Below are 26,461 nucleotides of genomic sequence, written 5' to 3'. Positions count from 1 at the left end.
GATGAGCTCTTCCACGGTGCAACACCTGACCCCCGCCGAGGCGCCGCCGCTGATCCGGCTGGAGAACCTGGACAAATCCTTCGCGCTGCCCGACGGGCGGCGCTTCGACGCGGTCAAGAACGCCAGCCTGCAGGTGCGCGAGGGCGACATCTTCGGCCTGATCGGCAAGAGCGGCGCCGGCAAGTCCACCCTGCTGCGCCTGATCAACCTGCTGGAGCGGCCCGAGGCCGGCCGCGTGATCGTGGCCGGGCGCGAGCTGAGCGCGCTGTCCAAGCGCGAGCTGCGCGCGGCGCGCCAGCAGATCGGCATGATCTTCCAGCAGTTCAACCTGCTGCAGAACGCCACCGTGGCCGAGAACGTGGCCTTCCCGCTGCGTCTGCATGGCGGCATCGGCCGTGCCGCGATCGAGGCCCGCGTCGCCGAATGCCTGGCCCTGGTGGGCCTGGCCGACAAGGCCGGCAGCTATCCGGCCCAGCTCAGCGGCGGGCAGAAGCAGCGCGTCGCGATCGCGCGCGCGCTGGCGCCGCGGCCGGCGGTGCTGCTGTGCGACGAGCCGACATCGGCGCTGGACGCCGAGACCACGCGCGAGCTGCTGGCCACCCTGGCCGACATCAACCGCAGCCTGGGCGTGACCCTGGTGATCGTCACGCATGAGCTGGCGGTGGTGCAGCAGCTGTGCCGCCATGTCGCGGTGATCGAGGACGGCCGCATCGCCGAGCAGTTCGCGGTCGCGGAGGCCGCCACCAAGGGCCGCAGCGCGCTGGCGCGCGAGCTGGCGGCGCTGCAGCGCCTGGCCCAGCTGCAGCAGCAGGCCGAACGCGAGCAACAGGAGGCCCTGCATGCCTGAGAGCATCGTCGCGATCCTGCCCGAGCTGTGGGTCGCCTTCGGCCAGACCGCGCTGATGCTGGCCATCGGCCTCTCGGCCGCCATCATCTTCGGCGGCCCGCTGGGCGTGCTGCTGTTCCTCTTGAGCCCGGGCCAGTCGCTGGACCGGCCGGCCGCCTATCGCGTGCTGAACTGGCTGGTCAACACGGTGCGCAGCTTCCCCTTCATCATCCTGCTGGTCGCGCTGGTGCCCTTCACCCGCGTGATCGCCGGCACCTCGATCGGCCCGCTGGCCGCGGCGGTGCCGCTGTCCTTCGCGGCGATTCCCTATTTCGCGCGCCTGGTCGAGCAATGCATCCGCGAGGTGCCGCGCGGCGTGATCGAGGCGGCCCATGCGATGGGCGCTTCCGAGCTGCAGATCGTCTGGCGGGTGCTGGTGCGCGAGGCGCGCGCCGGCCTGGTCAGTGCGCTGACGGTGCTGGCGATCAGCTTCCTGTCCTATTCGGCGGTGGCCGGCGTGGTCGGCGGCGGCGGCATCGGCGACCTGGCGATCCGCTACGGCTATTACCGCTTCCAGACCGACGTGATGGTCCTGACCGTCGCGGTGCTGATCGCGCTGGTGCAGATCATCCAGTTCGTCGGCAACACGGCGGCGCGGCGGCTCGACAAGCGCTGACCCCTCCATTCCCTTCCCACCAGACTCGCCCATGAAAACAGCACGACGCTCCCTGATCGCCCTGGCCCTCGCGGCCGCCACCCTGCCCGTCCTGGCCCAGGCCAAGAAGGAACTCGTGATCGGAGCCACCGCCGGCTCCAATATCGAGGTGCTGCGCTTGGGCATCCAGCCGCTGCTGGAGAAGAAGGGCTACAAGCTCAAGCTGGTCGAGTTCAACGACTATGTGCAGCCCAATTTCGCGCTGGCCCAGGGCTCGCTGGATGCCAACTTCTTCCAGCACATCATCTACCTGAACAAGTTCAAGACCGACCAGAAGCTGGACCTGGTCGAGATCGTGCAGGGCCCGATCGCGCCGCTGGGCATCTACTCGAAGAAGCGCAAGAGCATCGCCGAGATCAAGGCCGGCGACCGCATCACCCTGCCCAACGACCCCAGCAATCTGGCCCGCGCCCTGGTGCTGCTGGAGCAGCACAAGCTGCTGACGATCAAGCCGGGCCTGGACCCGCTGCGCGTCAGCGAGAAGGACATCGCCACCAACCCGCTGGGCCTGCGCCTGCAGCCGCTGGAGGCGGCCCAGCTGCCGCGCACCCTGGACGATGCCGAGTACGCGATCGTCAACGGCAACTTCGCGATCTCCTCCGGCCTGAAGCTGACCGAGGCGGTGGTGCTGGAGAAGACGCCCGACCATTACCTGCTGGTCGCCGCGGTGCAGGGCAAGCACAGGGACCTGCCCTGGGCCCGCGACATCGCCGAGGCCTTCCGCGCGCCGGAGTTCAAGGCCGTGCTGGAGCAGAAATTCCCGGGCTATGCCCGGCCCAGCTTCCTGCAATGAGCCTCAAGCCGATCAGGTTCAACGCCTTCGCGATGAACACGGTGGGGCATCAAAGCCCCGGCCTGTGGACGCATCCGCGCGACCAGTCGCATCGCTACACCGATCCGGCCTACTGGCAAGACCTGGCCCGGCTGCTGGAGCGCGGGCGCTTCGACGGCGTGTTCCTTGCCGATGTGCTGGGGGTCTACGACGTGCATGCCGGCAGCGCCGCGGCGGCGCTGCGCCATGGCGTGCAGCTGCCGCTGGGCGACCCGTTGGCCCTGGTGCCGCTGATGGCGGCCGCGACCGAGCACCTGGGCTTCGGGGTCACCTGCGCGCTGACCTATGAGCATCCCTACAGCTTCGCGCGCCGGATCTCGACCCTGGACCATCTGACCCGCGGCCGCATCGGCTGGAACATCGTCACCGGCTATCTGGACAGCGCCGCGCGCAACCTCGGGCTGGAGGCGCAGATCGGCCATGACGAGCGCTACGACCTGGCCGACGAGTACCTGGAGGTGGTCTACAAGCTCTGGGAACTGAGCTGGGACGAGGATGCGCTGCGGCGCGACAAGGCCGGCCGCGTCTTCACCGATCCGGCCAAGGTGCATGCGATCCGGCATCGGGGCGCCCATTACCGCGTGCCGGGCATCCACCTGAGCGAACCCTCGCCGCAGCGCACGCCGGTGCTCTACCAGGCCGGCACCTCCAGCCGCGGCAAGGCCTTCGCCGGCCGGCATGCCGAATGCGTGTTCGTCAGCGGCCCCAGCCGGCAGGTGCTGCGCGCCTATGTGGACGGCGTGCGCGCGTCCGCGCTGGCGGCCGGGCGCCGCGCCGAGGATGTGCTGGTCTATGCCCAGGCCCTGATCATCACCGGCGAGACCGAAGCCGCCGCGCGCGCCAAGCTCGATGAGTACCGCGCCCATATCGATATCGAGGCCGCGCTGACCCTGCTTTCCGGCTGGACCGGGGTGGACTTCTCGCGCTACCCGCGCGATGCGATGATCGAATACCTGGACACCCAGGCCGGCCGCAGCGCGCTGGCCTCCTTCAGCAGCGCCGACCCGGACCGGCGCTGGACCGTCGGCGAGGCGGCCGAGTTCATCGGCCTGGGCGGGCGCGGCCCGGTGCTGGTCGGCGACCCGGCCCAGATCGCCGAGCAGCTGATCGACTGGCAGGACGCCACCGGCATCGACGGCTTCAACCTCGCCTATGCGGTGGCCCACGAAACCTTCCGCGACGTGGTGGAGCTGGTCGTGCCCGAGCTGCAACAGCGCGGCCGCTACCGCCGCGACTACCGGCCGGGCACCCTGCGCCAGCAGCTGTTTGGCGCCGGCTCCCGTCTCAACGAACGCCATGCCGGCCGCAAGGTGCGGCTGGACGCACCGCCACTGGAGAACGCCGCATGAGCCTCACCCGCCGCCAAGGTCTGGGCCTCGCCCTGGCCAGCGCCCTGCCCGGCCTGGGGCGTGCCGCCGAGGCGCTGCCCAGGGAGCTGCGCCTGGACTATGCCTACTACTCGCCGACCAGCCTGGTGCTGCGCCGCTTCGGCTGGCTGGAGGAGGAGCTGAGGAAGGATGGCATCGCCGTCCGCTGGGTGCTCAGCGCCGGCAGCAACCGTGCGCTGGAATACCTGAATGCCGGCAGCCTGGACATCGGCTCCACCGCCGGGCTGGCCGCGCTGCTGGCGCGCGCCAATGGCAACCCGATCCGCGCGCCCTATATCTTCTCGCGTCCCGAATGGACGGCGCTGGTGGTGCGGCCCGACTCGGGCATCCGCAGCCTGGCCGACCTGAGGGGCAGGAAGATCGCCGCCACCAAGGGCACCGATCCCTATCTGTTCCTGCTGCGCGCGCTGCACACGGTGGGCCTGAAGCGCGGCGACATCGAGCATGTGGCCCTGCAGCATGCCGACGGCCGCGCGGCGCTGGAGCAGGGCCGGGTCGATGCCTGGGCCGGGCTGGATCCGCATATGGCGGCCAGCGAGCTCGATGCCGGCTCGCGCCTGCTCTACCGCAATGTCGGCTTCAACACCTATGGCTTCCTGAATGTGCGCGAGGAGTTCCTCGGCAGGCATCCGCAGCTGGTGCAGCGCGTGATCGCCGGCTATGAACGCGCGCGCCGCTGGACCCAGGCCAACCCGAGCGAGGCCGCGAAGATCCTGGCCGAGGAGGCCAAGGTCAGCCTGCCGGTGGCGCTGCTGCAGGTGAAGCTGCGCACCGACCTGTCCCAGCCCCTGCCCTCGGCCGAGCATGTGAAGGCCCTGCAGATGGCCGCGCCCATCCTGCTGGACGAGCAGCTGGTCAAGCCCGGCACCGACCTGGGCCGGGCCGTGACCCAGCTGGTGGACACCCGCTTCGCCGCGGGCCTGCTGGCCAGGGCCTGAGGCGGCCGGCGGAGCGCGACGCGATGGAGCATGAGCTGATCGCCCAGCTGAACCGGGTCGCAGTGTCATCGGCCACGCCGGCCGCCGCGCCCGCGCCCCGCCGCCTGGCGCCGCCGGCCTGGCTAGGCCTGGCGCTGCCGCTGGCCCTGCTGGCGGCGCTGGAGCTGGCGGTGCGTGCCGGCTGGATCGCACCGCATCTGCTGCCGGCGCCCAGCGAGGTGCTGCAGACCCTGTGGCAGCTGGCCCGGGGTCAGGGCTTGTTGGGGCATCTGGCCGCCAGCAGCGCGCGCGTCGCGATCGGTTTTGCGCTGGGCACCGCGCTGGCGGTGCTGCTGGGCGCGCTGGTGGGCCTGTCGCGCTGGGCCGAGGCCCTGCTGGATCCGAGCTTCCAGGCGCTGCGCGCGATCCCCTCGCTGGCCTGGGTGCCGCTGCTGCTGCTGTGGCTGGGCATCGACGAGGCGCCCAAGCTCACGCTGATCGCGATCGGCGCCTTTTTCCCGGTCTATATGGGCGTGGCCGCGGGCTTTCGCGACGTGGACCGCAAGCTGGTCGAGGTGGCGCGGCTGCGCGGCCTGGCCGGCCTGGCGCTGGCGCGCCGGGTGCTGCTGCCCGCCGCACAGCCGGCCCTCTTGACCGGGCTGCGCAATGGCCTGTCGCTGGCCTGGATGTTCATGGTGGCGGCCGAGCTGATCGCCGCCAGCCGCGGCCTGGGCTATCTGCTGACCGACGGCCGCGAGACCAGCCGCGCCGACATCGTGTTGGCCGCGATCCTGCTGCTGGCCCTGCTGGGCAAGGCCAGCGATTCGCTGATGGCCCGGCTGGAGCGCCGCGCGCTGCATTGGCGCGACGGTTTCGGAGCCCCCTGATGCTGGAGCTGCAGCTGCAGCACAAGCGCTTCGCCGGCGCACACGAGCCGGTGTTGGGCGAGCTGTCGCTGCGCCTGGCCGCGGGCGAGGTGCTGGCCCTGGTGGGCGCCAGCGGCTGCGGCAAGAGCACCCTGCTGCGCCTTGTCGCCGGGCTGGAGCGGGATTTCGAGGGCCGGCTCTGGCTGGACGGCGCGCCGCTGGCCGGCCCGTCGCGCGCGATCGGCTATGTATTCCAGGAGCCGCGGCTGTTTCCGTGGCTGACGGTGGCCGAGAACGTGGGCTTTGACATCGGCCAGGGCTGCGACCGTGAGCGCGTCGCCGCGCTGCTGGCCGAGGTGGGCCTGAGCGAGCTGGCCGGCGCGCTGCCCAAGCAGCTCTCCGGCGGCCAGGCCCAGCGCGTCGCGATCGCCCGCGCGCTCTACACCCGGCCGCGCCTGCTGCTGCTGGACGAACCCTTCTCGGCGCTGGATGCCTTCACCCGGCTGCGGCTGCAGGACCTGGTGCTGGCGCTGGCGCGCGCCCATGGCACGGCGCTGCTGCTGGTGACGCATGACGTTGACGAGGCGCTGCGCCTGGCCAACCGCGTGCTGGTGATGCAGGCCCGGCCGGGCCGCATCGCGCGCGAGATCGCCGTGCCGCGCCACGCGGACGCCGGCGCGGCCGGGCTGCGCGCTGAGCTGCTGCAGGCCTTGCAGGCCGTGCACGCCCTCTGAATCCCTCCAACCCAAGCAACACATGACCATGAAGAAACGGCAACTCCTGCTGACCGCCGCCCTGACGCTCGCCTTCGCTGCCGCCTCGGCCCAGGATCACACCATCAAGATCGCGGTCACCAACGGCCCGCATGCCCAGATCGCCGAGGTCGCGAAGAAGGTGGCGGCCGAGCGCGAGGGCCTCAAGCTGCAGATCGTCGAGTTCGCCGACTACATCCAGCCCAATGCCGCGCTGGACGCCGGCGATGTGCAGGCCAACAGCTACCAGCACCTGCCCTTTCTGCAGAGCCAGATCCAGGCGCGCGGCTACAAGATCAGCCCGGTCGGCTACACGGTGACCGCGCCGCTGGGCTTCTATTCGAAGAAGTTCAAGAGCCTGGCCGAGCTGCCCAAGGGCGCCCGCATCGGCATCCAGAACGACCCCAGCAACAGCGGCCGCGCGCTGAACCTGCTGGCCAAGAACGGCCTGATCAAGCTCAAGCCCACGGCCGGCATCAGCGCCAGCCTGGCCGATATCGCCGAGAACCCGCGCGGCCTGCAGATCATCCCGGTCGAGGCCGCCCAGCTGCCGCGCACCCTGGACGACCTGGACGCCAGCGCGATCAACACCAACTTCGCGGTGCAGGCCGGCCTGGTGCCGACCCGCGACGCGATCGCGATCGAGGAGTCCCGCGCCAACCCCTATGCCAATCTGCTGGCGGTGCGCAGCGCCGACAAGGACCAGGCCTGGGTGCCGAAGCTACTGCGGGCCTTCCAGTCGCCCGAGGTGCGCGCCTTCGTCGAGGGTCAGCTGAAGGGCTCGTTGATCCCTGCTTTCTGAGCAAATCAGAAAATTGGCAAAGCAAATTCCGGATAAGCAAATACGAAAACTGTCGTTCCGCGAATAAGCGCTTCTTGGCACTCTTCGGGTCTTCAAACGCATAAAGACCCGCGGGTCGCAACGAGAAACGCATGTTGACCAAGCCGATCACGATCCTGACCCTGGGCCTGTCCTCCGCCCTGCTGGCCCTGCCGGCCCTGGCCCAGGACGCGTCCCTGCTGAACGTCTCCTACGACGTCAGCCGCGAGCTCTACAAGGACATCAACCCGGCCTTCGCCAAGCAGTACCAGGCCAAGACCGGCAAGAGCGTGGCGGTCAGCCAGTCGCATGGCGGCTCCAGCCGCCAGGCCCTGTCGGTGGTCGGCGGCCTGGAGGCCGATGTGGTGACGATGAACCAGGCCACGGACCTGGACCTGCTGGCCGAGAAGGGCCTGATCAAGAACGACTGGCGCAACGCCCTGCCGCATGGCGCCGCGCCCTACACCACCACCACGGTGTTCCTGGTGCGCAAGGGCAACCCGAAGGCGATCAAGGACTGGGCCGATCTGGCGCGCAGCGGCGTCGCGGTGATCGTGCCGAATCCCAAGACCTCGGGCAACGGCCGCTACACCTATCTGGGCGCCTGGGGCTCGGTGATCGCCAAGGGCGGCAACGATGCGCAGGCGCGCGAGTTCGTGGCTAAGCTGCTGGCCAATGTGCCGGTGCTGGACGGCGGCGGCCGCGGTGCCACCACCACCTTCACCCAGCGCGACATCGGCGATGTGCTGGTGACCTTCGAGAACGAGGCCGAGCTGATCGAGAACGAGGTCGGCAAGGGCAAGTTCGACGTGGTCTACCCCAGCATCACGATCGAGGCCGAGGCGCCGATCGCGGTGGTCGAGAAGGTCGTGGCCAAGAAGGGCACGGCCGCCGCGGCCAAGGCCTATGCCGATTTCCTGTTCTCGCCCGAGGGCCAGGACATCATCGCCAAGCACAACTTCCGCCCGCGCGACAAGGCGGTGGCGGCCAAGCATGCGGCGCGCTTCCCGGCGGTCAAGACCTTCACGGTGGACTCGCTGCTGGGCGGCTGGCCGGCGGTCGCGAAGACGCATTTCGCCGATGGCGGCATCTATGACCAGCTGGTCGTGACCAAGCGCTGAGCGGTTCCCCTTTATTCCAGCCTTCGCCATGAACACCGCCGTTCTCGACGGCGCGCCGCCCGCGGCCGCGCCCAAACGCAAGCCGCGCCGCGTGCTGCCCGGCTTCGGGCCCACGATGGGCTTCACCCTGTTCTACCTGTCGCTGCTGGTGCTGCTGCCGCTGACGGCGGTCTTCATGAAGGCCGCGGGCCATGGCTTCGACGCCTTCTGGGCCGCGGCCACCGCGCCGCGCGTGCTGGCCTCCTACAAGCTGAGCTTTGGCGCCGCGGTGCTGGCCGCCGCGATCAATGTGGTGTTCGGCCTGATCCTGGCCTGGTCGCTGGTGCGCTACGAGTTTCCGGGCAAGAAGCTGGTCGACGCGCTGGTCGATCTGCCCTTCGCGCTGCCCACCGCCGTCGCCGGCATCGCGCTGACCGCGCTCTACGCCGGCAACGGCTGGCTCGGCAAGCTGCTGGAGCCCTGGGGCATCAAGGTGGCGTTCACGCCGCTGGGCATCCTGGTGGCGCTGATCTTCATCGGCCTGCCCTTTGTCGTGCGCACGGTGCAGCCGGTGCTGGAGGACATGGAGACCGAGCTGGAGGAGGCCGCGGCCTCGCTGGGCGCGCATCGCTGGCAGACCTTCCGCCTGGTGGTGCTGCCGATCGTGCTGCCGGCCCTGCTGACCGGCTTCGCGCTGGCCTTTGCGCGCGCGGTGGGCGAATACGGCTCGGTGATCTTCATCGCCGGCAACATCCCGATGGTGAGCGAGATCACACCGCTGATGATCATCTCCAAGCTCGAGCAGTACGACTATGTCGGCGCGACCGCGATCGCGACCGTGATGCTGATCTTCTCCTTTGTGCTGCTGCTGGCCATCAACGGCCTGCAGGCCTGGAGCGCACGCCGCAATGGCGAGGGGAGGGGCCGCTGATGTCCGGTGCTGCTACTTCCACTCTGAGCCTGGGCGCCGCCAAGGGCGGCCGCTACCAGAGCAACCCCGCGACGCGCGAGGCGCCCTGGGTCCGCTACACCCTGCTGACCCTGGGCCTGGCCTTCTTTGCGCTGTTCCTGATCCTGCCGCTGGTGACGGTGTTCGCCGAGGCGCTGCGCAAGGGCTGGCAGGTCTATTTCGACGCCCTGGTCGAGCCCGATGCGGTCTCGGCCGTCAAGCTGACCCTGATCGCCGCGTTGATCTCGGTGCCGCTGAACCTGGTGTTCGGCGTCAGCGCCGCCTGGGCCATCGCCAAGCATGACTTCCGCGGCAAGCAGCTCCTGATCACCTTCATCGACCTGCCCTTCTCGGTCTCGCCGGTGGTGGCGGGCCTGATCTATGTGCTGCTGTTCGGCGCCCAGGGCTGGTTCGGCCCCTGGCTGCAGGCGAACGACATCAAGATCATCTTCGCGGTGCCGGGCATCGTGCTGGCCACGGTGTTCGTGACCTTCCCCTTCGTCGCCCGCGAGCTGATCCCGCTGATGCAGGCCCAGGGCCGCGACGAGGAGGAGGCCGCCACGGTGCTGGGCGCCTCCGGCTGGCAGACCTTCTGGCATGTCACCCTGCCCAACGTCAAATGGGGCCTGCTGTACGGCGTGATCCTGTGCAATGCCCGCGCGATGGGCGAGTTCGGCGCGGTCTCGGTGGTGTCGGGCCATATCCGCGGCCAGACCAACACCCTGCCGCTGCATGTCGAGATCCTCTACAACGAGTACCAGTTCGCCGCGGCCTTCGCGGTGGCGTCCCTCTTGGCCCTGCTGGCCCTGGTGACCCTGGTGCTGAAGCAATTCATCGAATGGCGCGCCAGCGTGGCCGTCAAGGAAGCCGCCGCATCATGAGCATCCAGGTCCGCAACATCCACAAGTCCTTCGGCAGCTTCACCGCGCTGGGCGATGTGTCCCTCGACTTCCCGACCGGCGAGCTGGTCGCGCTGCTGGGCCCCTCGGGCTGCGGCAAGACCACCCTGCTGCGCATCATCGCCGGGCTCGAGACCGCCGACCGGGGCCAGGTCTTGCTGGAGGGCGAGGACGCCTCCGACACCCATGTGCGCGAGCGCCAGGTCGGCTTCGTGTTCCAGCATTACGCGCTGTTCCGCCACATGACGGTGTTCGACAACGTCGCCTTCGGCCTACGCGTCAAGCCGCGCAAACAGCGCCCCAGCGAGAGCGAGATCAAAAGGAAGGTGCACGAGCTGCTGAACCTGGTGCAGCTGGACTGGCTGGCGGACCGCTTCCCGCCGCAGCTCAGCGGCGGCCAGCGCCAGCGCATCGCGCTGGCCCGCGCGCTGGCGGTGGAGCCCAGAGTGCTGCTGCTGGACGAGCCCTTCGGTGCGCTCGATGCCAAGGTGCGCAAGGAGCTGCGCCGCTGGCTGCGCCGCCTGCACGACGAGCTGCACATCACCAGCATCTTCGTCACCCATGACCAGGAGGAGGCGCTGGAGGTGGCCGACCGCGTGGTGCTGATGGACCATGGCCGGGTCGAGCAGGTCGGCACGCCGGCCGAGGTCTACGAGCGCCCGGCCACGCCCTTCGTCTACGGCTTCCTCGGCGCGGTGAACCGCTTCGACAAGCACGACGAGATCGGGCTGCTGGGCAGCCAGGCCCCGGCCGGCCAGGTGCAGGCCTATGCCCGCCCGCATGAGCTGCAGATCATCACCGACCCGGCCGCCACCGGCCTGGCCGCCAAGGTCGAGCGGGTGCTGAGCTTTGGCGCGGCCAGCCGGGTCGAGCTGAGCGCCGCCGACGGCCGCCATCTGGAGGCCGAGCTGAGCCGCGAGCAGGCCGCCGCGCTGAACCTGCAGTCCGGCCAGGCGGTACGCTTGAGCGCGTCGCGCCTGAGCCTGTTCGAAACCAGCAAAGCCGCATGAACTTCCAGCAACTGCGCATCATCCGCGAGGCGGTGCAGCGCAACTTCAACCTGACCGAGGTGGCGGCCGCGCTGTTCACCTCGCAGTCCGGCGTCTCCAAGCACATCAAGGACCTGGAGGACGAGCTGGGCGTCGAGCTGTTCGTGCGCCGCGGCAAGCGCCTGCTGGGCCTGACCGATCCGGGCAAGGAGCTGGCGGTGATCGTCGAGCGCATGCTGCTGGACGCGAAGAACATCAAGCGCCTGGCCGAGCAGTTCTCCGGCGCCGAGCAGGGCCGGCTGACGATCGCCACCACGCATACCCAGGCGCGCTACGCGCTGCCGCAGGTGGTGGCGCGCTTCAAGGCGGCCTATCCGCGCGTGCACCTGGTGCTGCATCAGGGCAGCCCGGCCGAGATCGTCGCGCTGCTGCAGTCGGGCGAGGCCGACATCGGCATCGCGACCGAGGCGCTGCAGGAGGTGAGCCAGTTCGTCACCTTCCCCTATTACGACTGGCACCATGCCGTGGTCGTGCCCGAGGGCCATGCGCTGACGCGCGCCGGCGTGCCGAGCCTGGAGAGCCTGGCCGAGCATCCGCTGATCACCTATCACGAGGGCTACACCGGCCGCGCGCGCATCGACGCCAGCTTCGCCGCCGCCGGCCTGACGCCGGACATCGTGATGTCGGCGCTGGATGCCGACGTGATCAAGACCTATGTGCAGGTGGGCCTGGGCGTGGGCATCGTCGCCGCGATGGCCTTCGAGCCGCAGCGCGACTCGGGCCTGCAGCTGCTCGACGCCTCGCACCTGTTCCGCGCCAACACCACCCGTATCGCGCTCAAGCGCGGTCATTACCTGCGCGGCTTCGCCTACCGCTTCCTGCAGGAATGCGTGGCCGATCTGCGCGAGGACGTGGTGCGCGAGGCGATGAACGGCGGCGACCGGCCACAGGACTGAGGGGCTCGGCTCAGGGCGGCGCGTCGAGCGCCGCCAGCGCCGGCCCGCGCAGCAGCTCGGCCGGCAGCTGGTCGTAGTAGGCCGCGATGCGCGCGCCGTAGCGGGCGCGGGTCTGCGGCGTCAGCGCCGGATCGAAACTGGCCTTCAGCGCGGCGATGCCGGCCGGCGTGGCCAGCAGCTGGCGCAGCCGCTGCGCGACGCGCGCGCCCCAGGCGTTGCGCGGGCAGGCGATGCCGGAGATCTGCGGCTCGCTCTGGCCCTGCAGCGGCACGGTCACCAGGTCCTGCAGCGCCGGGAACCAGTCCTTCTGTTGCTGCAGGCTGAAGTCGTAGTCCAGCGTGTAGTCGGCCCGGCCGGCCGCCACCAGCTGCAGCACGCGCATGCCGAAATCGCCCGGCACATGGCTTTCCATCGCGCCCGGCGGCCGCTGCGCCAGCAGCTGGTCCAGCTGCGCGCCATAGCTGCGGCCCTCGATCAGGGCGCCCTTCAGGCGCTGCTGGCGCCACAGCCGCTCCAGCTCCACCTCGCCGGCCGCATTCAGCGGCAGCAGGGCCAGCGCCTGGCGATGGGTCACCAGCTGCAGCGGCGGCACCAGATGGGTGTTGACGAAAAAGGCCTGGCTCTCGCGCTCGGGCGTGCGCAGCGAGACCAGGTGGCAGACGTTCTCGCCGGCGCGCAGCAGGCTCCAGCTGCGCTTGGCATTGGCCAGCAGCACGCGCTGCGGCACGTTCCACTGCGCGCCCAGATAGTCCAGCAACGGCCCGACCATGGTCTTGTGGCTCAGCGCCGCGCCGCTGCCGAGCGAGAAGTCGGGCGTGATCCAGGTGATGCCGGCGGCCGGCGCGGGCGCCACCGGCTCCTGCGCGCGCAGCGGCGCGGCGATCAGCAGCGCCGCGAGTGCGAGCGCGCCCAGCGGCGAGCCTGTCGAGCGAATCACCATTGCGGCCTCCCATACATCCGGCACGACGCCGGACAGCATAGGCCGCCAGGCGCACGCTGATAAGCCTCTTTCTGGGGACGCCCGGCGGCCCCGCCGGTGTGGCGGGCGGGCGCCCTTTGCGCGCACAGCGCATAGCTTTCCAACAACAGTGCGTTGGCGTCGCGAACGCAAGTCATTGATTCATAAGGAGTGAAGGCCTATTTGCGCACCGGATTGGTGCCGTCACACAAGTGAAAACCCCAAGTGCGTGCATGGTCATGAGTCCCTACATTGCGAAGCACTCGATGCAGTCCTTGTGCGAACAGCGGCTGCCAGGCGGGGCTGAGGAGACAAACAAAGCTAAGCATCCAGAACCAATACGAACGAACACAGTGACACTGTCACAATTCGCGGGCACCTTGACGGTGCCCGTTTTTATTGGTGCTGCCGGAACCTGCCTGAATGCTTGAACTCGTGACCGTGGCCCTGGCCTCCCTGCTGGCCGGATTCGTTGATGCCGTTGTTGGTGGAGGGGGGCTGGTGCTGGTGCCGGCGCTGTTCAGCGTGTTCCCGAGTGCCGCCCCGGCGACCCTGTTCGGCACCAACAAGGGCGGTGCGATCTGGGGCACGGCCTGGGCCACGGTGCAGTTCGCGCGCCGTGTCACCCTGCCCTGGCATGCGCTGGCGCCGGCCGCCGGCGCGGCCCTGGCCGGCAGCTTCATCGGCGCCTGGACCGTCACCCTGATCGACCCCTCGGGCCTGCGCAAGGCCCTGCCGGTGATCCTGCTGGCGGTGCTGCTCTACACCCTGGCCAAGAAGGACCTGGGCCGCACCCATGCGCCGCGCCATCGGGGCGCGACGGAGGCCCTGCTGGCCAGCGCGATCGGCCTGGTGATCGGCTTCTACGACGGCTTCTTCGGCCCCGGCACCGGCAGCTTCTTCGTGTTCCTGTTCGTGCGCCTGCTGGGCTTCGACTTCCTGCATGCCTCGGCCAGCGCCAAGCTGCTGAACACCGCCACCAATGCGGCCGCGCTGCTGCTGTTCGCGATGAAGGGCCATGTCTGGTGGCATATCGCCGCGGTGATGGCGGTCACCAATGTGATCGGCAGCCTCTTGGGCACCCGGCTGGCGCTGAAGCATGGCGCCGGCTTCGTGCGCGGCATGTTTGTGTTGGTTGTTAGCGCCTTGATCCTCAAAACAGGCTGGGATGCCTTCGTCCGCTAGCGCTACCATTCGGCCTAAATCCAAAAACCGTTAAAAAAGTCATGCCCGTCGATCCTCAATTGCGCTCGCTCGACATCGAGATCCCCACCCAACCCGAGGTGCTGGTCAAGCTGTCCCTGCTGATGGCCGCCGAGGACGTGGACCTGCCGGCGATCTCGGCCCTGGTCGAATCGGACATGGCGCTGGCCGCGGCGGTGCTGAAGGCGGTCAACTCCTCGCTCTACGGCCTGCAGGGCCGGGTGCAGACGGTGCACCAGGCGCTGACCTATCTGGGCATGCGCGAGGTCGCCGCGATCACCTTCGAGATGGGCCTGCGCGCCGCCTTCCCGCCGGCCGCCGAGCTGGAGCCGGTCTGGGCGCGAGCCTCGCAGCGCGGCCTGCTGATGGGCCGCATGGGCCAGATGCTGGGCGTCGACCCCTGGGCCGCGCATTCGGCCGGCCTGTTCGAGGAATGCGGCAAGGCGGTGCTGTACCGCCATGCCTCGGCCCATTACCCCGCGATGCTGCGCGCCGCAACCAAGGACGCGGAGCTGGTGCAGCTGGAGCACACGGCCTTCGGCGTCAGCCATGACGCGCTGGGCGCGGCCCTGTGCGAGAGCTGGGGCCTGGCGCCGGCCGCGGTAGCCAGCGTGCGCCACCATGTGCATCTGCAGGACACCCTGATCATCCCGGACGTGGTGCAGCGCCGCAGCATCTGCGCGATCTCGGTGATGGCCTGGTCGTTGATGAACCAGCCCGAGGAGCTGGAGGAGATCGCCCGCACGATCGCGCCCCAGGCCCAGCTGGACGAGACCCTGGTGCTGCGCGCCGCGCGCCGCGTCAGCGAGCAGCTGCAGGAAGCCCAGGCCCGCGGCCGATAAGGCCCACCCCCTACGCGCTTCGCGCGCCCCCTCAAGGGGGCGGCGCCGGCTGCCCGGCAGAGCCGGATCAGCGGCGCCCGCTGGGTAATACAGCGTTTCAAGCGGCCATGCTTAAACGATCGCGGCCGGCATGCTTGGCCATATATAGCGCTTCGTCGGCCGCCTGCAGCAGGGCCTGCGAGCTCAGATAGGTCTGGCCCGGGCGGTAGGCCGCCAGGCCGATGCTGACGGTCAGCAGCGGCTCGGCCGTCGCGCTGGCCGGATGCGTGAGGCCCAGCGCGCGCAGTTCCTCGCGCAGCTGCTCCATCAGGCCCTGCGCCATGTCGCGGTCGCAGCCCGGCAGCAGCGCGCCGAACTCCTCGCCGCCCAGGCGCGCGACCAGGTCGGTGTCGCGCTTGAAGCGCTCGCCCAGCAGGCGCGCGAAGGCCTGCAGCGCCGCGTCGCCGGCCGCGCGGCCCAGCGCCTCGTTGTAGGCGCGAAAACCATCCAGATCCATCACCGCCAGCGCCAGCCGGCCATGCTGGCGCTGCGCCCGCTTGAACTCGCGGCGCAGCGCATCGTCGAACTCGCGCCGGTTCGCCAGCCCGGTCAGCGCATCGTGCCGGCTCAGGCTGGCCAGCTCGCGCTGCGCGGCCTCCAGCGCCAGCCGCGCCTGGTCCAGCGCGGCCTCGCGCTGCTCGACCTCGGCATGCAGCCGCTCGGCGCGGCTGTGCTCGCGCTGCAGCTGTGCGCCCAGGCTCTGCTGCACGCGCTCGAAGGCCTGGTTGATCTGCTGCAGCTCGCGCGGGCCCTGCTCGGCATCCTCCAGCCAGCGCTGCGGCGGCTGGGTCGGGTCGAAGGCGTGGGCCTGCTCGGCCAGGCGGCGCAGCGGCCGCAGCAGCGCGCGCTCCAGCATCAGCACGAACACCAGGCCCAGCGCCAGCACCAGCAGCAGGTCCTGCAGCGCCATGCCCAGCACATGCTCGGTCGCCAGGCGCGCCTCATGCTGCGAGCGCAGCAGGCTGGCCAGCGCGACGCCGGCCAGGCCCACCCCCAGCATCACCAGCATCGCGCGCGTCTTCAGCGACGCGCCCGCGGGCGTGGACAGGGCTTTGCGCAGCAGCTTGGGGCTCAGCTTCACGGCGTGCGGGCGAAGTTTGCACAAATTGTGCCCCGGGGCGCCTGGCGCGCAGCGGGCCGCGATCACAGGGTATGCCCGGGGCCGCGAGCCGGGGTCATGCCTTAAATTAGTATTTGCTTATATTTTGATAAGAAGCAATGGAGACAGTCCAACAAGACGCTAGGCCGGCGGCGGCCGGCGAGGCCGACCGGGTCTACGAGATCGCCGCCGAGCTGTTCGGCTTGATGTCCACGCCGCTGCGGCTGAAGATCATCAGCGCCCTGTGCCAGGGCGAGAAGACCGTCGGTCAGCTGGTGATCGAGCTGGCGACCACCCAGCCGAACATGTCGCAGCACCTGGCCCAGCTCTACCGCTCCGGCATCCTGGCCAAGCGCCGCGAGGGCGTGCAGATCTATTACCGGGTGCAGAACGAACGCGCGGTGGCCCTGTGCCGCGCGGTCTGCACCCAGATCGCGATCGAGATGGACGATCCCGGCGCGCTGGCGCCCACCGAGCGCCTGCTGGCGCCGCGCGGCTGAGGGAGCGACCACGATGAGCGATCACGACTCCCTTCATCCGGGCCGCCTGCAGCGCGCGCCCGAGAACTTCATCGACACCCGCGCGCTGGCCGAGCAGCGCTCGCCCGACGCGCGCCGGCGCTTCCTGCGCGGCGCCTTCGCGACGGCGGCCGGCGCGGCGCTGGCCGGTGGCGCGGCGCGCGCCGAGGTCGGCGCGGGCGAGAGCCAGATCCTGAGCCTGCCGCCGCATTCGCTGAGCCTCGGTCAGCCGGTGGCGCTGGAGGGCTACGGCAAGCCGTCCAAGTTCGAGGCCAATCTGCAGCGCCGCCAGAGCCCGGGCCTGACGCAGACGCGCCAGGCCTCGGTGTCCTTCGCGCCGCTGCAAGGCCTGTTCGGCATCGTCACGCCCAGCGGCCTGCATTTCGAGCGCCATCACCAGGGCTGGTGGGACATCGATCCCAGCCAGCATCGGCTGATGGTCAATGGCTCGGACGAAAAGATGCTGAAGCGGCCGATGGTGTTCACGATGGACGAGCTGATGCGCCTGCCCAGCGTCTCGCGCTTTCACTTCATCGAATGCGGCGCCAACACCGGCATGGAATGGGGCAATGTGGCGGTGCCGACCGTGCAGTACACGCATGGCATGCTGAGCTGCAGCGAGTTCACCGGCGTGCGCCTGATCGATGTGCTCGAGATGTGCGGCGTCGACCTGAAGCGCGCCCGCTTCGTGCTGGCCGAGGGCGCCGACGGCTCCTCGATGACCCGCACCCTCCCGATGGAGCTGGTGCAGCGCGGCGAGGTGCTGCTGGCCTATGGCCAGAACGGCGAGATGCTGCGGCCCGAGAACGGCTACCCGCTGCGCCTGGTGGTGCCCGGCGTGCAGGGCGTCAGCTGGGTCAAGTACCTGCGCCGCATCGAAGTGGGCGACCAGCCCTGGGCGGCCAAGGACGAGAACATCCACTACATCGACCTGATGCCCGACGGCCAGCACCGCGAGTACACCTCGACCCAGGAGGTCAAGAGCGTGGTGACGACGCCCAGCGGGGGCCAGGTTTTGCTGGACAAGGGCTTCTACAACATCAGCGGCCTGGCCTGGTCGGGCCGCGGCAAGATCGCCAAGGTCGACGTCTCGGTCGACGGCGGCCGCAACTGGCGGCCCGCGCGGCTGCAAGGGCCGGTGATGGACAAATGCCTGACCCGCTTCAACCTCGACTGGCGCTGGGACGGCAAGCCGGCCCTGGTGCTGAGCCGTGCCACCGACGAGAGCGGCCATGTGCAGCCCAACTACGGCCAGCTGCGCGCGGTGCGCGGCCGGCGCTCGATCTATCACAACAACGCGGTGCAGACCTGGCTGGTGCAGGAGAGCGGCGAGGTGAAAAATGTCCAGCTCTCCTAAGTTCCTGCTTGTCGCCGCGCTGCTGCTGGGCGCCGGCGCGGCCGCGGCCCAGGGGCAGAAGTTCGAGGGCATCGGCCGCACGGCCACGCCCGCCGAGCTGAAGGCCTGGGACATCGATGTGCGCCCCGACTTCAAGGGCCTGCCGCCCGGGCGCGGCACCGTGGCCCAGGGCCAGGATGTCTGGGAGGCCAAATGCGCCGGCTGCCATGGCGTGTTCGGCGAGTCCAACGAGGTGTTCAGCCCGCTGGTCGGCGGCACGACCAAGGAGGACATCCGGACCGGCCGCGTCGCCAGCCTGCGCGACAACAGCTTCCCGGGCCGCAGCACGATGATGAAGGTCTCGGAGATCTCCACCCTCTGGGACTACATCAACCGCGCGATGCCCTGGACCGCGCCGAAGAGCCTGCAGCCCGACGAGGTCTATGCGGTGACGGCCTATCTGCTGTCGCTGGCCGATGTGCTGCCCGGCGACGGCGAGCTGTCCGACAAGAACATCGCCCAGGTGCAGCAGCGCCTGCCGAACCGCCTGGGCAAGACCCGCAGCCATGCGATGTGGCCCGATGGCTCGCGGGTGCAGAAAAAGCCCGACGCGCAGGGGTCCTCCTGCATGACGAACTGCCAGACCGAACCGAAGATCGCCTCCTACCTGCCGGACTTCGCGCGCAATGCCCATGGCAACCTGGCCCAGCAGCAGCGCCTGGTCGGCCCGCAGCGCGGCCAGGACACCAGCGGCAAGGCCGCTCCTGTCGCCGCCGCGGTGGCCAAGCCGGCCGTGGCGGTCTCGACCCTGCTGCAGCAGCATGCCTGCCTGGCCTGCCACCAGGTGGACAGCAAGGTGGTCGGCCCCTCGCTGCGCGAGGTGGCGGCCAAGTACAAGGACCGCGCCGATGCGCGCGACTACCTGACGGGCCGGCTGAAGAACGGCAGCACCGGCGTCTGGGGCCCGATCCCGATGCCGCCCCAGGCCCACCTGCCGGAGGCCGACCTGAAGGCCATCGTGGACTGGCTGGCCGAGGGCGCCGCCAAACCATGATGCGCACAAGCCGCCGGCCGGAGATGATCCCCCGATCGACAATAGCCAGTCAGACGACGACGATGATGATGATGAAGGAGACGCTAGCCATGCAAAACCGCCGAGAGATGATTCAACACAGCGCCGTGGTGGCGGGCCTGCTGGCCGGCGCCGGGCTGCTACCCGCCGCCGCGCAGGCGCAACAGGCCGTCAACCGTGGCGCCTTTGACGCCAAGACCATGGACGAGCTGCTGAAGGCCCTGGGCCTTTCCAGCAAGCCGGTGGAGAGCAAGGAGGTCACGCTGACCGGCCCGGACATCGCCGAGAACGGCGCCGTCGTGCCGCTGGGCGTGGCGAGCAGCGCCGCGGGCGTCAAGCGCCTGCTGCTGCTGGTCGAGAAGAACCCCAACATCCTGGCCGGCGTGTTCGAGGTCAGCGATGCGGTGGAGCCGAACATGAGCACCCGCGTGAAGATGGGCCAGACCTCGAATGTCTATGCGGTGGCGATCACCGGCGACAACAAGGTGCTGTTCGCCCAGAAGGAAGTCAAGGTCACGCTTGGCGGTTGTGGCGGCTGATAAGGAAACTAGGAGATAGCAATGGCAGATCCGATGCGTATTCGCGCCCAGGCGCAAGGTGGCAACGCGGTGGTGCGCGTGCTGATGAGCCACGAGATGGAAACCGGCCAGCGCAAGGACGCGGCCGGCAAGACCATCCCGGCCTGGCATATCACCGAGGTGAACGCGGCCCTGAACGGCAAGCCGGTGCTGAGCGCCCAATGGGGCCCGGCGATCTCGAAGAACCCCTTCCTGCAGTTCACCGTCAAGGGCGCCAAGGCCGGCGACAAGATCAGCGTGACCTGGGTCGACAACAAGGGCGACAAGCGGACCGACGAAGCCACCGTGGCCTGAGGGACGGACCACCCCCTACGCGCTTCGCGCGCCCCCTCAAGGGGGCAAGCCCGTAGGCCCGGCAAAGCCGGATCCTCGGGCTTCTGCTCGGAAAAGCGGAAGAGACCCGCTGCATAAGAAGGAGACAAGCATGCTGATGAACAAGTTTGCGATCGCCTGTGCGCTGGGAAGCCTGTGCACCCTGCAGGTCCAGGCGCAGCAGAGTTCATCGTCGTCGGCCGACGCGATCGCGCAGTACCGCGCGATGCTGGCCGACGGCAATCCGGCCGAGTTGTTCGAGGCCAAGGGCGAGGAGCTGTGGAAGACCAGGCGCGGCCCGAAGAACGCCTCGCTGGAGCGCTGCGATCTCGGCAAGGGGCCGGGCGTGGTCAAGGGCGTGTTCGTCGAGCTGCCGCGCTACTTCGCCGACACCGGCCGGGTGCAGGACCTCGAATCCCGCCTGCTGAGCTGTATGGAGACCCTGCAGGGTCTGGATGCCAAGCAGATCGCCGCCACGGCCTTCGGCCGCGACGAGCAGAAGAACCTGGAAGGCCTGGTGGCCTGGATCTCGGCCGAGTCGCGCGGCCTGAAGTTCAACCTGCCGCAGTCGCACCCGCAGGAGCAGAAGATGTACGCGGTCGGCAAGCGCCTGTTCTTCTTCCGTGGCGGCCCCTACGACTTCGCCTGCGCCTCCTGCCACAGCGAGGAGGGCAAGCGCATCCGCCTGCAGGACCTGCCCAACCTGACCAAGAACCCGGGCGACGGCGTCGGCTTCGCGGCCTGGCCGGCCTACCGCGTCTCCAGCGGCGAGCTCTGGGGCATGCAGCGGCGCCTGAACGACTGCTTCCGCCAGCAGCGTTTCCCCTTCCCGGGCTATGCCTCGGACGTGACGGTGGCGCTGGCCACCTATATGGGTGTCAACAGCAAGGGCTCGGTCTCGATCGCGCCCTCCATCAAGCGTTGAGCGGGAGGCCGTGATGAAGAAGACGATGACGACGAAGCAGTCATTCAATCGCAAGAGCCTGGCCCTGATCGGCGGCTTCGGCACCCTGGCCGCGGTGCTGGTGGGCTGCGCCAGCCTGCCCAGCGACGCCGAGCTCGACGCCGAGGCCCGCGCGATGGTCAGGGCCTCGTTCCGCGAGCAGGGCATCGCCAAGCTGGACCGCATCGAGCAGGACCTGGCGCAGCAGGCCTGCTCCAGCGAGCAGCAGCCCGACGAGGCCACGACCAAGCGCATCGAGTCCGAGCAGCTGGCCACGGTCAAATGGCCGGCCAACGGCCAGTACCTGGGCGACTGGCGCGAGGGCGAGAAGCTGGCGCAGAACGGCCGCGGCATGACCTGGACCGATGCAGCGGGCAGCCCCAGCGGCGGCAACTGCTACAACTGCCACCAGATCAGCAAGGCCGAGATCAGCTTCGGCACCATCGGCCCCAGCCTCTACCAGTACGGCAAGCTGCGCGGTGTCAGCAACCCGGCCGCGCCGGAGAGCGCCGCGATCGTGCAGTACACCTGGGGCAAGATCTGGAACGCCAAGGCCTACAACGCCTGCTCCGGCATGCCGCGCTTCGGCCATGCCGGGGTGCTGAACGAGGCCCAGGTGCGCGACATCATGGCCTTGCTGCTCGATCCCAAGTCCCCCGTCAACGCTCAGTAGACCGAGCCCGAATCACCAGCGGCCCCGCGGGGCCGGCGGAGCCTTGCCCTCATGAATCTCAGCAAACGCGAATTCGTCCAGCTGCTGGGCGCCGCCTCGGTGGCCGGTTTCGGCCTCGGGCGCCAGGCCCATGCGGCCGCGGCCTCGCCCTACGAGCTGCCCGCCCCGTTCAAGGGGCCCGGCGCGGTGTCGCTGCTGCACATGACCGATTGCCATGCGCAGCTGCTGCCCATCCATTTCCGCGAGCCCAGCGTCAACCTGGGCTTCGGTGAACAGAAGGGCCAGTTGCCGCATCTGGTCGGCGAGCATTTGCTGAAGGCGGCCGGCATCCGCCCCGGCACGGCCGAGGCCCATGCCTTCAGCTATCTGGACTTCGAGCGCGCCGCGCGCCGCTACGGCAAGGTCGGCGGCTTTGCGCACCTGGCTACCCTGGTCAAGCGCCTGAAGGCCAGCCGCCCGGGCGCGCTGCTGCTGGACGGCGGCGACACCTGGCAGGGCTCGGCCACCGCGCTGTGGACCAACGCGCAGGACATGGTCGAGGCCTGCAAGCTGCTGGGCGTCGACGTGATGACCGGCCACTGGGAGTTCACCTATGGCCAGCAGCGCGTGCAGGAGATTCTCGCGGGTGACTTCAAGGGCCGGCTCGACTTCGTCGCCCACAACGTCAAGACCCAGGACTTCGGCGACGATGTGTTCGCGCCCTACAGTTTGCGCGAAATCAACGGCGTGCCGGTCGCGATCATCGGCCAGGCCTTTCCCTACACGCCGATCGCCAACCCGCGCTACATGGTGCCGGACTGGAGCTTCGGCATCCGCGAGCAGGAGCTGCAGCAGCAGATCGACGCGGTGCGGGCCAAGGGCGCGCAACTGGTCGTGCTGCTGAGCCACAACGGCATGGACGTGGACCTGAAGCTGGCCTCCAAGGTCAGCGGCCTGGACGCGATCCTCGGCGGCCACACCCATGACGGCGTGCCAGTGCCGGTGGCGGTGAAGAACCGCGGCGGCCAGACCCTGGTGACCAACGCCGGCAGCAACGGCAAGTTCCTCGGCGTGCTGGATGTGCGGGTGTTGAACGGCCGTGCGGCCGAGTTCAAGTACCGCCTGCTGCCGGTGTTTGCCAACCTGCTGCCGGCCGACGCCGAGATGCAGGCGCTGATCACCCAGCTGCGCGCACCTTATGCCGCCAAGCTGGCCGAGCCGCTGGCCGTCACCGAGGGCCTGCTGTACCGCCGCGGCAATTTCAACGGCTCCTGGGACCAGCTGCTGTGCGACGCGCTGATGCAGGTGCAGGGCGCGGAGGTCGCCTTCTCGCCCGGTTTCCGCTGGGGCACGACCCTGCTGCCGGGCCAGACCATCACGCGCGAGTTCCTGATGGACCAGACCGCGATCACCTACCCGCACACCACGCTCACCGACATGAGCGGCGAGATGATCAAAACGGTGCTGGAGGACGTGGCGGACAACCTCTTCAACCCCGACCCCTACTACCAGCAGGGCGGCGACATGGTGCGTGTCGGCGGCCTGAGCTACCGCTGCACGCCCGAGGCGAAGATGGGCGCGCGCATCGACCAGATGCGCCTGCCGAATGGCAAGCCGATCGAGGCCGGCAAGACCTATAAGGTGGCCGGCTGGGCGCCGGTCTCGGAAGAAGCCGCCAAGGCCGGCAGCAAGCCGGTCTGGGAGCTGGTCGAGAGCTGGCTGACGGCCAGCCCGGGCGGCAAGGTTGCGCCGCGCCGGCTCAACAACCCGGCGCTGGTGGGCGCGGCGGGGAATCCGGGCGCCGCGGCCTGAGGCGCGTCAGGCCGCGCTGCGCTGCAGGGTCAGGCGCGGCTCGTCCTGCCAGAGGCTCCAGTCGCGCGACAGCGCCTGCGGCGCCAGGCCGTCCACCCGCACGGCGCCCAGATAGCCGTCGCGGCCACGCGCCTTGACGGCATACATGGCCGCATCGGCCAGGCCCAGGCAGGCGGCCCAGTCCCAGGCGCGCGGCCGCTGTGGATCCAGCGGGAAGGCGACGAAGCCGATCGAGACCGTGACCTCCAGCAGCGGTCGATCCGGACTGATCTCGAAGGGCTGCTCGCGCACCGCGGCGCAGACCCGCTCGGCCAGTTCGGCGGCGCCGTCGCGGCTGGTGTCGCGCACCAGCACCAGCACCTCCTCGCCGCCCCAGCGCACCAGCGAGTCGGTCTCGCGGAACACGCGGCGCAGCCGGGCGGCCAGCTGCACCAGCACCGCGTCGCCGGCGGCATGGCCATGCGCGTCGTTGATGCGCTTGAAATGGTCCAGGTCCAGCAGCATCAGCACCAGGTCGCTGTCGGGGCCGGGCAGGCCCGGTTCCTCGGGGGTCTCGAAGCGGCGCAGGCACAGGCGCAGGTCGTCCTCCAGGCGCAGCTCCAGGTAGCGGCGGTTGCGCAGCCCGGTCAGCGCATCGGTCAGGCTGGCCTCGCGCAGCTCGGCGGTGCGCGCGTCCACCAGGGCCTGCAGCTCGGTCTCGCGCCGGCGCAGCACGCGGGTGCGCCAGCGCACCCAGCCCCAGACCGCCAGCAGGGCCAGGCCGAGCGCCGCCGCCTGCGCCCACAGGGTCTGCCACCAGGCCGGCAGCAGCTCGACCGGTAGCTCCAGCTGCGCGGTGTTGCCGGCCACGGCCTGCGGCGGTGCGGCGCGCAGCTGCAGCACGTAGCGGCCCGGCTTCAGCGGGCCGAAGCTGGGGCTGCGCGCGCTGGCGTCGGTGCTGGTCCAGTCGTTGTCCAGGCCCTGCAGCCGGTACTGGTAGCGCAGCCGCGCCGGGTCGGCATAGTCCAGCGCGGCGAATTCGACCCCCAGCGTGCGCGAACCGGCCGGCAGGCGCAGCGAGGCCTGCGGGCCCGGCGGGTAGGGCTGGCCGTTGACGCGCAACGCGCTGATGCGCAGCGGCGGCGCGGCCTCGCTCAGCGCATAGGCCTCGGGGCGGATGCGCAGCAGGCCGCGGCTGCCGCCGAACAGCAGCGCGCCGTCCGGCAGCGCGGTGCTGGCGAAGAACCAGAAGCTGCCGAAGGCGGCGCCCTCGGCCGCGCCGAAGGCCTCGGCACGGTCGCTGGCCGGGTCGTAGACATGCAGCTGGCTCCAGATGCGGCCGCGCGCGTCCTCGTGCAGATTGCCGCCAAACACGCCCTCCATGCCCAGGCGCTCGCCGATGCGGTCGAAGCGCGCACGGCCCGCGCCGTCCCAGCCGCGCAGGCGATGCAGACCGCTGGCCGGCGTGTCCACCCACAAGCTGCCGTCGCGCCCGTGCAGCAGGCCCATCACGATCGGGCTGCCCAGGGTCTCGTCCGGGGCCTGCGCCACCGCCTCCAGCCCGCCCGGGCGTTCGCGGAACAGGCCGCGCTGGCCGCCCACCCAGAGCTCGCCGCCGGGCGCCTCCAGCAGCGCATAGATGCCGCCGTGCAGCGGCGCACCGCCCGCCAGCGCGACGCGCTGCAGCGCCGCTGCCGTCGCGCCGGGCAGGCGGTACAGGCCTTCCTGCATGCCCAGCCAGACCTCGCCGTCGGCTCGCAGCAGCAGGCGCTGCGCGCGCCCGCCATCGAGCGGCCAGTCGCGCAGCAGCCGGCCGTTCGCGGCGCGGTGTTCCAGCCGGCCGGCCGCCACCATCCACAGGCTGCCGTCCGCCGCCTCGGCCAGCGATTCGACGATGCTGCGGCGCTCGCGCGGCCAGACGCCCAAGGTGCGCAGCGCGCCGTCGGGGCGGCCGTCCAGGCGCACCACGAGCCCGGTCTGGGTCGGCGCCAGCACCTCGCCGCTGCCGCGCAGGGTCAGCAGCGCGCGCACATCGGCCTCGGCCAGCGGGCCAGCCGGGTCGTCGTCGGGGCCGCGCACCGCCAGCGCCGGATGCTGCTGGTGGCGCTGCAGGCCCAGGCCGTAGCCGCTGACCCACATGGCGCCGCTGCGGTCGCGCAGCAGCGCGCTGATGTCGTTGCCGGCCAGGCCGGTCGCGTGGCGCGGGTCGTGGCGCAGCCGCGCCTCGATGCGGCCGCTGGCCGGGTCCAGCCACCACAGGCTGGTCTTGCCGCCCACCCACAGCCGCCCGTCCGCCGCCTCGGCCAGGGCCTGGATGGGGACGCCCAGCCGCTGCACCCAGCGCACGCCGTCCTGCCCGTCGGCCGCCGTCTCCACCACACCGACACGACCGTCCTGCGTGCCCAGCCACAGCCGGCCATCGCGGGTCTCGGTCAGGGCCAGCACCGGCTGCGGCGGCAGCGCGAGGCCGACCCAGCGCCCGTCGCGCCAGCGCGCCAGGCCGCGCCAATGGCCGGCCCAGACGCTGCCGTCGCGGCCCACCTGCAGGGCCAGCACGCGCGGCTCGGGTTCGCCCTGCCAGCGCAGGTCCTGGGGCTCGAAGCGGCGGGTCGACGGGTTGTAGCGCTGCAGGCCCTGGCCCATGGTGCCGAGCCAGACCCGGCCCTGCGCGTCCTCGGCGAGGGCCCGGATCGGCGCATGCGGCTCGGCGCCGCCGCGCGCGCTGCCATGGGACTCGACGCGGTCCTGCGCCGGGTCATAGGCCATCAGGCCGAGGAATTCGGTGCCGATCCACATGCGGCCGTCGCGGCCGGCGGCCAGCGCGCGCACCCAGCCGAGATTGCGCTGCGCGGCGTTGTGGCCGGCCTGCTCGATCGGGCGCAGGCGGTAGCCGTCGTAGCGGGTCAGGCCGCGGCTGGTCGCCACCCAGATGAAGCCGGCGCTGTCCTGCGCCACGGCGGGCACGGTGTTCTGCGGCACCGCGATGCTGCGGAACTGCGCCTCCAGGGTCCCGGCCGCCGGGCCGGGCGGCGCGGCGGCGGCCCCGATCGACAGAAAAAGCAGCGCGAGACCGCCGCGGGAAGGAAGGCGCATGACGAAATTGTAAGTA

At 70.2% G+C, this 26,461-nt stretch carries 26 protein-coding genes; 23 read left to right on the top strand and 3 right to left on the bottom strand.

Going from position 1 to position 26,461, the window contains the following annotated elements; all coding sequences use genetic code 11:
• The first annotated feature begins 1 nt into the window (after position 1).
• The 13 genes from G8A07_RS27320 (at position 2) to G8A07_RS27260 (ending at position 12,009) form a co-directional block, all read left to right on the top strand.
• The gene (locus G8A07_RS27320; RefSeq protein ID WP_195795042.1) at positions 2-847 is read left to right on the top strand and encodes a methionine ABC transporter ATP-binding protein; all 846 of its coding nucleotides are present in this window, start codon (positions 2-4) and stop codon (positions 845-847) included.
• A complete protein-coding gene (locus G8A07_RS27315) occupies positions 840-1,502 on the top strand; it encodes a methionine ABC transporter permease (RefSeq protein ID WP_195795041.1) in 663 nt (220 codons plus the stop codon). Before G8A07_RS27320 ends, G8A07_RS27315 begins: the two co-directional genes overlap by 8 nt.
• A 31-nt stretch (positions 1,503-1,533) precedes the next feature.
• Positions 1,534-2,334, top strand: coding sequence for a MetQ/NlpA family ABC transporter substrate-binding protein (locus G8A07_RS27310; protein ID WP_195795040.1), 801 nt, complete (start codon positions 1,534-1,536; stop codon positions 2,332-2,334).
• Positions 2,331-3,722 carry an LLM class flavin-dependent oxidoreductase gene (locus G8A07_RS27305; protein ID WP_195795039.1) on the top strand — a complete coding sequence of 464 codons (1,392 nt, stop codon included), beginning with the start codon at positions 2,331-2,333 and terminating at the stop codon, positions 3,720-3,722. Before G8A07_RS27310 ends, G8A07_RS27305 begins: the two co-directional genes overlap by 4 nt.
• Positions 3,719-4,699, top strand: a complete 981-nt coding sequence (locus tag G8A07_RS27300; protein ID WP_195795038.1) for an aliphatic sulfonate ABC transporter substrate-binding protein — start codon at positions 3,719-3,721, stop codon at positions 4,697-4,699. Before G8A07_RS27305 ends, G8A07_RS27300 begins: the two co-directional genes overlap by 4 nt.
• A gap of 23 nt (positions 4,700-4,722) precedes the next feature.
• Complete coding sequence (locus tag G8A07_RS27295; protein WP_195795037.1) at positions 4,723-5,565, top strand: ABC transporter permease; 843 nt, start codon at positions 4,723-4,725, stop codon at positions 5,563-5,565.
• Complete coding sequence (locus G8A07_RS27290) at positions 5,565-6,278, top strand: ABC transporter ATP-binding protein (RefSeq protein WP_195795036.1); 714 nt, start codon at positions 5,565-5,567, stop codon at positions 6,276-6,278. The genes G8A07_RS27295 and G8A07_RS27290 overlap by 1 nt, the downstream gene beginning before the upstream one ends.
• Before the next feature lie 28 nt (positions 6,279-6,306).
• Positions 6,307-7,098, top strand: coding sequence for a MetQ/NlpA family ABC transporter substrate-binding protein (locus G8A07_RS27285; protein ID WP_195797987.1), 792 nt, complete (start codon positions 6,307-6,309; stop codon positions 7,096-7,098).
• A gap of 131 nt (positions 7,099-7,229) precedes the next feature.
• Entirely contained in the window at positions 7,230-8,237 is a 1,008-nt protein-coding gene (locus G8A07_RS27280; protein ID WP_195795035.1) for a sulfate ABC transporter substrate-binding protein, read from the top strand.
• Between the two features lie 28 nt (positions 8,238-8,265).
• Positions 8,266-9,147, top strand: coding sequence for a sulfate ABC transporter permease subunit CysT (gene cysT, locus G8A07_RS27275; protein ID WP_195795034.1), 882 nt, complete (start codon positions 8,266-8,268; stop codon positions 9,145-9,147).
• Positions 9,147-10,046 carry a sulfate ABC transporter permease subunit CysW gene (gene cysW / locus G8A07_RS27270; RefSeq protein WP_195795033.1) on the top strand — a complete coding sequence of 300 codons (900 nt, stop codon included), beginning with the start codon at positions 9,147-9,149 and terminating at the stop codon, positions 10,044-10,046. Before cysT ends, cysW begins: the two co-directional genes overlap by 1 nt.
• Positions 10,043-11,074: a sulfate/molybdate ABC transporter ATP-binding protein gene (locus tag G8A07_RS27265; RefSeq protein ID WP_195795032.1), complete on the top strand. Its 1,032-nt coding sequence runs from the start codon at positions 10,043-10,045 to the stop codon at positions 11,072-11,074. The genes cysW and G8A07_RS27265 overlap by 4 nt, the downstream gene beginning before the upstream one ends.
• A complete protein-coding gene (locus G8A07_RS27260) occupies positions 11,071-12,009 on the top strand; it encodes a CysB family HTH-type transcriptional regulator (protein ID WP_195795031.1) in 939 nt (312 codons plus the stop codon). Before G8A07_RS27265 ends, G8A07_RS27260 begins: the two co-directional genes overlap by 4 nt.
• A 10-nt stretch (positions 12,010-12,019) precedes the next feature.
• On the opposite strand, the gene G8A07_RS27255 is transcribed toward G8A07_RS27260, so the two are convergent.
• Complete coding sequence (locus tag G8A07_RS27255; protein WP_195795030.1) at positions 12,020-12,949, bottom strand: hypothetical protein; 930 nt, start codon at positions 12,947-12,949, stop codon at positions 12,020-12,022.
• Positions 12,950-13,390: 441 nt separating this feature from the next.
• Between G8A07_RS27255 and G8A07_RS27250 the strand changes: the two genes are divergently transcribed.
• Together G8A07_RS27250 and G8A07_RS27245 are read left to right on the top strand one after the other, a co-directional pair.
• The gene (locus G8A07_RS27250; RefSeq protein ID WP_195795029.1) at positions 13,391-14,152 is read left to right on the top strand and encodes a TSUP family transporter; all 762 of its coding nucleotides are present in this window, start codon (positions 13,391-13,393) and stop codon (positions 14,150-14,152) included.
• A gap of 41 nt (positions 14,153-14,193) precedes the next feature.
• Positions 14,194-15,012 (top strand): HDOD domain-containing protein, encoded by an 819-nt coding sequence (locus G8A07_RS27245; protein WP_195795028.1) that lies wholly within the window; start codon positions 14,194-14,196, stop codon positions 15,010-15,012.
• A gap of 97 nt (positions 15,013-15,109) precedes the next feature.
• Here the strand turns inward: G8A07_RS27245 and G8A07_RS27240 are convergent, their stop codons facing one another.
• Complete coding sequence (locus G8A07_RS27240; protein WP_195795027.1) at positions 15,110-16,132, bottom strand: GGDEF domain-containing protein; 1,023 nt, start codon at positions 16,130-16,132, stop codon at positions 15,110-15,112.
• 137 nt (positions 16,133-16,269) lie between these two features.
• On the opposite strand from G8A07_RS27240, the gene G8A07_RS27235 reads away from it, so the two are divergent.
• From G8A07_RS27235 to soxB, 8 genes are all read left to right on the top strand, one after another.
• Entirely contained in the window at positions 16,270-16,650 is a 381-nt protein-coding gene (locus G8A07_RS27235) for a metalloregulator ArsR/SmtB family transcription factor (RefSeq protein WP_195795026.1), read from the top strand.
• A 13-nt stretch (positions 16,651-16,663) separates the two neighbouring features.
• Positions 16,664-18,025: a sulfite dehydrogenase gene (gene soxC / locus G8A07_RS27230; RefSeq protein ID WP_195795025.1), complete on the top strand. Its 1,362-nt coding sequence runs from the start codon at positions 16,664-16,666 to the stop codon at positions 18,023-18,025.
• Positions 18,009-19,058 (top strand): c-type cytochrome, encoded by a 1,050-nt coding sequence (locus tag G8A07_RS27225; protein ID WP_195795024.1) that lies wholly within the window; start codon positions 18,009-18,011, stop codon positions 19,056-19,058. The genes soxC and G8A07_RS27225 overlap by 17 nt, the downstream gene beginning before the upstream one ends.
• A gap of 89 nt (positions 19,059-19,147) precedes the next feature.
• The gene (soxY, locus tag G8A07_RS27220; RefSeq protein WP_195795023.1) at positions 19,148-19,615 is read left to right on the top strand and encodes a thiosulfate oxidation carrier protein SoxY; all 468 of its coding nucleotides are present in this window, start codon (positions 19,148-19,150) and stop codon (positions 19,613-19,615) included.
• Positions 19,616-19,636: 21 nt separating this feature from the next.
• On the top strand, positions 19,637-19,948 hold the full coding sequence (soxZ, locus tag G8A07_RS27215) for a thiosulfate oxidation carrier complex protein SoxZ (protein WP_195795022.1): 312 nt from the start codon (positions 19,637-19,639) through the stop codon (positions 19,946-19,948).
• A 130-nt stretch (positions 19,949-20,078) separates the two neighbouring features.
• Complete coding sequence (soxA, locus tag G8A07_RS27210) at positions 20,079-20,891, top strand: sulfur oxidation c-type cytochrome SoxA (RefSeq protein ID WP_195795021.1); 813 nt, start codon at positions 20,079-20,081, stop codon at positions 20,889-20,891.
• Between the two features lie 25 nt (positions 20,892-20,916).
• Positions 20,917-21,582, top strand: a complete 666-nt coding sequence (soxX, locus tag G8A07_RS27205; protein ID WP_195795020.1) for a sulfur oxidation c-type cytochrome SoxX — start codon at positions 20,917-20,919, stop codon at positions 21,580-21,582.
• 51 nt (positions 21,583-21,633) lie between these two features.
• The gene (gene soxB / locus G8A07_RS27200; protein WP_195795019.1) at positions 21,634-23,373 is read left to right on the top strand and encodes a thiosulfohydrolase SoxB; all 1,740 of its coding nucleotides are present in this window, start codon (positions 21,634-21,636) and stop codon (positions 23,371-23,373) included.
• Positions 23,374-23,379: 6 nt separating this feature from the next.
• Here soxB and G8A07_RS27195 read toward each other — a convergent pair whose 3' ends face one another.
• Positions 23,380-26,445: a ligand-binding sensor domain-containing diguanylate cyclase gene (locus tag G8A07_RS27195; RefSeq protein ID WP_195795018.1), complete on the bottom strand. Its 3,066-nt coding sequence runs from the start codon at positions 26,443-26,445 to the stop codon at positions 23,380-23,382.
• Positions 26,446-26,461: the final 16 nt, after the last annotated feature.

The organism is Roseateles sp. DAIF2 (genome assembly GCF_015624425.1).
Lineage (GTDB): Bacteria > Pseudomonadota > Gammaproteobacteria > Burkholderiales > Burkholderiaceae_C > Kinneretia.
Note: the sequence above shows the minus strand (reverse complement) of the source record. Positions and strands in the feature narration are given on the sequence as shown.